Raw genomic sequence first — 6,069 nt, forward strand, 5'->3', positions numbered from 1 at the left:
CAGGCAGTCTACTGAAATTATTCATGATTTGCTGCGGTCGTGGCGCCTGTGGATGCCTTGGCCGGCGGCACCGGATCATGACCGCCTGGGCTAAAGGGATGACAGCGACAAAGCCGTTTGGTTCCCAGCCACAGGCCCTTGCCGGCGCCGTGCGTATGGATAGCCTGTTCCATATAAGCCGAGCAGGTGGGCGTAAACCGACAGGACTGACCCACCCAGGGACTGATAAAGTACCGGTAAAAACGGATCGGTGCAATCAGAATCTGGCGAATCATCGCTGCTCCTTGTTGTCGGGACGACTGGCAAGCGCGCGTGCGAAGTGGCTATCTACTTCCTGGCGCACCCGTTGGCGCAGTACCGTCAGCGAACACGGTTCGATCTTGCAATGCAGGCGCACCAGATAGTCGGCGGCCGGCAGGTTCAGACGGTGATGACGAAAGGATTCGCGAATGACTCGCTTGATGGTGTTGCGGGTGGTCGCCCGCACAGCAAAGCGCTTGGCGATAATCATGCCCAGTCTTGCAGTGGGCTCGGGCAAAGGGGGCGAGGGCTGCGCGTGGTTCAGAGTGAACAACGCCCCCCGGGACACACGTCTTCCTCTCAGAAGATTCGTGAATTCAGAGGGGCGGTGCAGTCGCGCCGCTTTGGGATAGGTGGCGCTTTGCATGAAACGGACAGGAACCGTCTTCTGCCTGGTCAGGCGCGATCGGATCGGGGTCCGGATCGCACTCAGACGGCCAGACGTTTACGGCCTTTGGCGCGGCGAGCGTTGATCACGGCGCGGCCACCACGGGTTTTCATGCGGACACGAAAGCCGTGTGTGCGTTTGCGACGAGTTACGGAAGGTTGGTAAGTACGTTTCATGGAAATTCCACCAAAAATAAAGAGCTAAAGTTAAATACGGCTACTGCCGGACGGTTTGTTCGCCGCCGCGTGTCAAGACAAAAGCATTGATACGGTGACTCTGCCCGCAGCCAAACCTCACATGGGTGACGTTTGGGCTGATAACGGGTTACAGCAAAGGCTGACCGCAGGCTGTCTGTTGTGTTGTGTCGCAATGCCAGCCCTAATTGGCTGCTTCACTGACGACCCATCACATTGTTCTGCGCCGCTCCAGGACCAGGTGTTGCCACTTGCAATCCGGGTGAGCGGGCTTAGCTTGCTGCCCGACTCTGGCCGCCCATCAGGCAACCGACCTGCTTTTCGTGTGCCCGGTGCCGGTTGCAGCCCGCATGCGCAAAGATGAGCAACATGACAAAAAGCGAACCGACAACAGCAAAGCCCAGGCTCACAACCCATTGAATAACAAGGGAAATGTCGAACCTGCTTGAAACCGGCCCCAGAGTCTTTTCCAGCGTTTTTTACGTATCGCAGTGCCTGAAATCTTAAAAGATACTAAAAGGCAGCGGCTGAAAAATGCGTTCATCACGCATCAACTATGCCGTCCGCTAAACATCAGGCACGTATCGCAATTTTGTAAAGCCTTATATTTCATCAAATTTTTTGTGAATAGTCAATGGTTTAGGTGGCTTTTCCAATAATATTTGCCTTTCTGTTGTCAAGTGTCTGCTGATGGGTATGCCCTATCTGCGAACAATCGCGGCAAGATGATGCAAAATTGCCTCAGATAGCCCCTTATTGCCCGATGTTTCTATCCTTTTTGCGACAAAGCGTCAACTGCTGTGGAAACTTTGAAACAGCCGGGCTGCCTGTGGATAACTTTGTCCGAATCAGGGTAAAATAGGACGTTTTCAGATTGACGTCGATATGCAAGAGTTTTGGCAATCCTGCGTGCATTCCCTGGCCCAGGAACTCCCTCCCGAACAGATGAAGGCATGGGTGCACCCCCTGTCATTTCTCAGTTTTGATGAAGAACTGGGCGAAGTTCGCGTGTCCGCGCCAAACGCCATCAAACAGAACTGGGCACGCACCAACTATACACAGCGCATCCAGGAACTGGCCAGCAACTGGTTTAACCGACCAGGTATCCGGGTCATCTTCCAGGTAGCGCGACGCGACCATCATGTGTCCCAGGTGCATGGCCCGGCCATGTCGCCGCCGACGGGTATGCCTGCTGGCCCAACGGCTGGCGCCCCGGCGCCCCGTGAATACACTAACGGCGCGGCCACCCAGCTCAATGGCCATGGCGCCAGCGCAGCGCTGCATACGGCAACCCGGACAACAACGGCTGTGGAACCGGCAGCAACGGGCAAAGAACCCGTGGTTATTATCGAGACGGTTGGACAGGCGCCTGAAGACCACGTGTACAAACGTTCGCACATGAATGCGAACCTGACGTTCGAAAGCCTGGTCATTGGTAAATCCAACCAGCTGGCCAACGCCGCATCTGCACAAATCGTTGAAAATCCCGGCGTTTCTTCGTATAACCCGTTCTTTCTGTATGGCAGCACGGGCCTGGGCAAGACGCACCTGATGCACGGCATCGGTAACGCACTATTTAAGGCAGGCAAGGTCAGCCGGGTTCGTTATATTCATGCCGACCAGTATTATTCCGACATGGTCAAATCGTTCCAGACCAATACTTTTGACGATCTGAAACGGTATTATCATTCGCTGGATCTGTTGCTGATCGATGACATCCAGTTTTTTCGCAAAAAAGAACGCACGCAGGAGGAGTTCTTTCTGCTCTATGAAACCATGGTGCAGCGCGGCCGGCAAATCGTGATTACTTCCGATACCTATCCGCGCGAATTGCAGGATATCAACAGCCGGCTTACGTCGCGCTTCGATTCGGGCCTCACGGTACAGATCGAGCCGCCCGAGCTGGAAATGCGTGTTGCCATCCTGTTGCGCAAGGCCGAAGAGAAAACCTCTATCGTCCTGAAGGAAGAAGCGGCGTTCTTCATAGCGAAGCATTTGCGCAGTAATGTCAGGGAACTGGAAGGGGCGCTGTCCCGGGTGTCTGCTTACGCCGGCTTTCATGGCGTGAAAATCATCACGGTCGAATTCTGCAAGGAAGCGCTCAAGGATTTGCTGTCGGTATCGATCGGCCAGATTACCATCGAGAACATCCAGAAGACAGTGGCCGATTTTTACAAGCTGAAGGTCCAGGAGATGTACTCGAAACGTCGGCCGGCTAATATTGCCATGGCCCGACAGATCGCCATGTACCTGGCCAAGGAATTAACGCAGAAAAGCCTGCCGGAAATTGGAGATTCGTTCGGCGGCAGAGATCACACAACGGTGCTGCATGCAGTTCGCAAGATTACGGAACAGCGTGCCAAGAACGCCGAGTTGAATCACCAGTTACACGTATTGGAACAAACCTTAAAAGGATAATCATGCAACTGTTACAAGCGAATCGCGATGCGCTGCTCAAACCGCTGCAAACGGTCGCCGGGATTGTAGAGCGCCGGCACACGATGCCGATCCTGGCAAATATTCTGTTGCGTAAAGAGGGGAATAAAATTGCGTTTGTGGCAACTGACCTAGAGGTCCAGATCACCACGCATGCCGACTTCGGCGTGGGTGACGATGTGGAGTCTACAACGGTTGCCGCACGCAAGCTGCTTGACTTTGTCCGCGCACTGCCAGCGGCCAATGAAGTCAAGCTCAAGCTGCAGGACGGCAAACTGGGCATTCAGTCCGGCAGAAGCCGCCTGGAGCTGCAAACCCTGAATGGGTCCGAGTACCCGACCGTGTCGGTACCCGAGAGCTGGAACGTGTCTTTCACGATGCCGCAAAAGGCCTTGCGCAAGCTGTTTGGCATGGTGCATTTTTCCATGGCGCAGCAGGACATCCGTTATTACCTGAATGGTACGCTCATGGTGTTCGAACCCGGTATGGTGCGCGCCGTGGCTACCGACGGTCACCGTCTGGCTCATGCCGCTGAAGATATCGAAGGCATTCAGTCTTCCAGCGAAGTCATCCTGCCACGCAAAACCGTCCTTGAAGTGCAGCGCCTGCTTGACGACAGCGACGAGCCTGTCAATATTGATGTGTCGGCCAGCCAGATCCGTTTCACCTTTGGCGACATCGAATTGATTTCCAAGCTGGTCGAAGGCAAGTTTCCCGACTTCAAGCGTGTTATCCCCAGTGATTACACCCGTCATTTCAACGTGAATCGCGAGGCACTGCAAAGCAGCTTGCACATCGCATCCATTCTGATGACTGACAAGCTCAAAGGCATCAAGCTGAATCTGGAAAATAATCTGCTGCAAATGAAATATATCAATGCAGACCAGGAAAATGCCCAGGACGAAATTGAAATAGATTACAGCTTTGAGCCCCTCAGTGTTGGCTTTAATGTGACCTATCTGCAGGATGTGCTTTCCATGGCGAAAACAGACGAGGTAATCTGGTCGGTCAAGCCCGATGTCAACGCCTCGGCGCTGATTACACTGCCAGATGAAAAGCACTTCAAATACGTTGTCATGCCAATGCGTATCTAAAAATCGTGACAGCCGGCCATATCTTTGCCCTGCAAAGGGGTGGCTGGTTATTGTTCACAGCGGGGTGCGTACCGCGACACGCGCCGGCAAAAGATTTTAAATTTCAATTGAAATATTGCCGCTGCGTTCAGGCAGTCGCTTCCGCCAAAGCAGTTAATTAATCGAAGAGTTACCAAAACTATGTCAGAAAATACCCAGCCAGTTCAGGAAAACGAATACGGCGCCGATTCCATCAGAATGCTCAAGGGCCTGGAGGCCGTGCGCAAGCGCCCCGGCATGTACATCGGCGATACATCGGACGGCACCGGTCTGCACCACATGATTTTCGAAGTGGTGGACAACGCGATCGACGAAGCGCTGGCGGGATATTGCGATGATATCGTGGTGACTATTCACACCGATAACTCCATTTCCGTCACCGATAACGGTCGTGGTATTCCAACTGACATACACAAGGGCGACGAATTTCACCGCAGTGCGGCTGAAATCGTGATGACCGAACTTCATGCCGGCGGTAAGTTCGACCAGAACTCCTACAAGGTGTCAGGCGGCCTGCACGGCGTGGGTGTATCCTGCGTGAACGCGCTATCCGAATGGCTGCGCCTGACCATTCGCCGCAACGGCCAGGTTCATAACATGGAGTTTCGCCGTGGCGAGCGCGTGGAACCGCTGAAGGTGGTTGGCTCGACCGATAAAACCGGTACCGAAGTGCGCTATCTGGCCGATGGTCAGATCTTCGAGAACATGGAGTACCATTACGAGATCCTGTCCAAGCGACTGCGCGAACTGTCCTTCCTGAACAATGGCGTCAAAGTGCGACTGGTGGACGAACGCCAGGGCAAGGAAGAGAATTTTGCTTTCTCTGGTGGCGTAAAAGGGTTTGTTGAATACATCAACCGCACAAAAACGGTTCTGCATCCGAATGTGTTTGCCGTCTCTACAGAGTCGCAGGGTGACGAGCCAGCCATTACCGTTGATGTGGCCATGCAATGGAATGACAGCTATGGTGAAAGTGTTTTGTGCTTTACCAACAATATTCCACAACGCGATGGCGGTACCCACCTGACCGGCCTGCGTGCTGCGATGACGCGTGTCATCAACAAGTACATTGCTGACAACGAAATGGCTAAAAAGGCCAAGGTTGACACCACCGGCGACGATATGCGCGAAGGCTTAAGCTGCGTGCTGTCGGTCAAGGTGCCCGAGCCAAAATTTAGCTCGCAGACCAAGGAAAAGCTGGTCTCCAGTGAAGTGCGCCCGGCAGTGGAAGAGGCCGTGGCCCGCACGCTGGAAACCTTTCTGCTAGAAAACCCCACCGATGCAAAAGCCATTTGCGCCAAAATCGTAGATGCAGCACGGGCCCGCGAAGCCGCGCGCCGCGCACGCGAGATGACTCGTCGCAAGAGCGTGCTCGAGGGTGCTGGTCTGCCCGGTAAACTGGCCGATTGCCAGGAAAAAGATCCCGCTAAATCTGAAATCTATATTGTGGAGGGTGACTCCGCGGGTGGTTCGGCCAAACAGGGCCGGGACCGCAAGTTTCAGGCCATTCTGCCTCTGCGCGGCAAAGTGCTGAACGTGGAAAAAGCGCGCTTTGACAAACTCATTGCCAGCGAACAGATCACAACCCTGATTACCGCATTGGGCACCAGCATCGGGC

Annotated in this window: 6 protein-coding genes; 3 read left to right on the top strand and 3 right to left on the bottom strand. The window is 54.2% G+C overall.

Annotated features, from left to right (window positions below; genetic code table 11):
* Window positions 1-17 precede the first annotated feature (17 nt).
* The 3 genes from yidD to rpmH form a co-directional block, all read right to left on the bottom strand.
* Entirely contained in the window at window positions 18-275 is a 258-nt protein-coding gene (gene yidD / locus ACTIKR_RS10710; RefSeq protein ID WP_193087947.1) for a membrane protein insertion efficiency factor YidD, read from the bottom strand.
* Window positions 272-667, bottom strand: a complete 396-nt coding sequence (rnpA, locus tag ACTIKR_RS10715; protein ID WP_193087948.1) for a ribonuclease P protein component — start codon at window positions 665-667, stop codon at window positions 272-274. The genes yidD and rnpA overlap by 4 nt, the downstream gene beginning before the upstream one ends.
* A gap of 62 nt (window positions 668-729) precedes the next feature.
* The gene (gene rpmH / locus ACTIKR_RS10720) at window positions 730-864 is read right to left on the bottom strand and encodes a 50S ribosomal protein L34 (RefSeq protein WP_006578231.1); all 135 of its coding nucleotides are present in this window, start codon (window positions 862-864) and stop codon (window positions 730-732) included.
* A 903-nt stretch (window positions 865-1,767) separates the two neighbouring features.
* Here rpmH and dnaA point away from each other — a divergent pair.
* The 3 genes from dnaA to ACTIKR_RS10735 all read left to right on the top strand — a co-directional run.
* Window positions 1,768-3,300: a chromosomal replication initiator protein DnaA gene (gene dnaA, locus ACTIKR_RS10725; RefSeq protein ID WP_442327826.1), complete on the top strand. Its 1,533-nt coding sequence runs from the start codon at window positions 1,768-1,770 to the stop codon at window positions 3,298-3,300.
* Window positions 3,301-3,302: 2 nt separating this feature from the next.
* The gene (dnaN, locus tag ACTIKR_RS10730; protein WP_442327827.1) at window positions 3,303-4,412 is read left to right on the top strand and encodes a DNA polymerase III subunit beta; all 1,110 of its coding nucleotides are present in this window, start codon (window positions 3,303-3,305) and stop codon (window positions 4,410-4,412) included.
* Window positions 4,413-4,592: 180 nt separating this feature from the next.
* A partial coding sequence (locus tag ACTIKR_RS10735; protein WP_442327828.1) for a DNA gyrase subunit B occupies window positions 4,593-6,069 on the top strand: 1,477 nt, incomplete at its 3' end.

This window comes from Advenella sp. (assembly GCF_052108595.1).
Taxonomy (GTDB): Bacteria; Pseudomonadota; Gammaproteobacteria; order Burkholderiales; family Burkholderiaceae_B; genus Advenella.